The following is a 1,195-nucleotide window of genomic DNA, read 5'->3' as shown; positions in this document are numbered from 1 at the left end:
CGGGACGCGGAGGCTTCGGAAGTTAAGTTGGTTGCGGGAGTAGGATTTGAACCTACGACCTTCAGGTTATGAGCCTGACGAGCTACCGGGCTGCTCCATCCCGCGACACTTTGTGCGGCCTACCGCGTGGAACGCTACTTGAGGCCGGAACATCGAAAGAGAGATACGTTTGCAGAGGCTTTACTAGGTTTGGCGGTGACCTACTCTCCCACGTCTTAAGACGCAGTACCATCGGCGCTACGGCACTTAACGGCTGGGTTCGGGATGGGACCAGGTGTTTTGCTCGCGCTATGACCACCAAACCAAGAAAAACCTCTACGTTGTCGTTTTGCCCAAAAGCAAAACACAACGAGCGGGAGGCAGCGTATCGAAGATGCGCGTTCCCGCCCCTTGTCCATTTAAGGAACAACTTGTCCAAGTCATGCACTCTAATGTGCTGTGTATGCTTTTGATTATCCTAGAAAATCTCTCTTCTACTGGATCAAATCAAGCCTATCGGGCAATTAGTACCAGTCAACTGAACACATTGCTGTGCTTACATCTCTGGCCTATCGACGAGGTGGTCTACCTCGGCCCTCAGGGATACCTTGTTTTGAGGGGGGCTTCCCGCTTAGATGCCTTCAGCGGTTATCCTTTCCGATCATAGCTACCCTGCACTGCTGCTGGCGCAACAACAGGTCCACCAGTGGATCGTTCACCCCGGTCCTCTCGTACTAGGGGCAACTCCTCTCAAGTATCCTACACCCACGGAAGATAGGGACCGAACTGTCTCACGACGTTCTAAACCCAGCTCACGTACCTCTTTAAACGGCGAACAGCCGTACCCTTGGGACCTGCTCCAGCCCCAGGATGAGATGAGCCGACATCGAGGTGCCAAACACTGCCGTCGATATGGACTCTTGGGCAGTATCAGCCTGTTATCCCCGGCGTACCTTTTATCCGTTGAGCGATGGCCCTCCCACTTGGGACCACCGGATCACTATGGCCGTCTTTCGACTCTGCTCGACTTGTCAGTCTCGCAGTCAGGCTGGCTTCTGCCATTGCACTCAACGAGCGATTTCCGACCGCTCTGAGCCAACCTTCGCGCGCCTCCGTTACGCTTTAGGAGGCGACCGCCCCAGTCAAACTACCCACCACACAGGGTCCCGGATCCGGATAACGGACCGCGGTTAGACATCAAGCAGAACAAGGGTGG

1 tRNA gene and 2 rRNA genes are annotated in these 1,195 nt (G+C 54.9%); all 3 read right to left on the bottom strand.

The features are described from left to right. Positions 1–28: 28 nt before the first annotated feature. Positions 29–105 (bottom strand) — tRNA-Met (locus Q0802_RS24650). An 82-nt stretch (positions 106–187) separates the two neighbouring features. Beyond that, positions 188–302: ribosomal RNA gene (rrf, locus tag Q0802_RS24645) — 5S ribosomal RNA — on the bottom strand. A 180-nt stretch (positions 303–482) separates the two neighbouring features. Further along, positions 483–1,195: ribosomal RNA gene (locus Q0802_RS24640) — 23S ribosomal RNA — on the bottom strand; the annotation flags it as partial.

Origin of the sequence: uncultured Roseobacter sp., assembly GCF_947495275.1 — a bacterium.
Classification (GTDB): domain Bacteria; phylum Pseudomonadota; class Alphaproteobacteria; order Rhodobacterales; family Rhodobacteraceae; genus Roseobacter.
The sequence above is the reverse complement of the archived record's forward strand: the minus strand, read 5'-3'. Positions and strand labels throughout refer to the sequence as shown.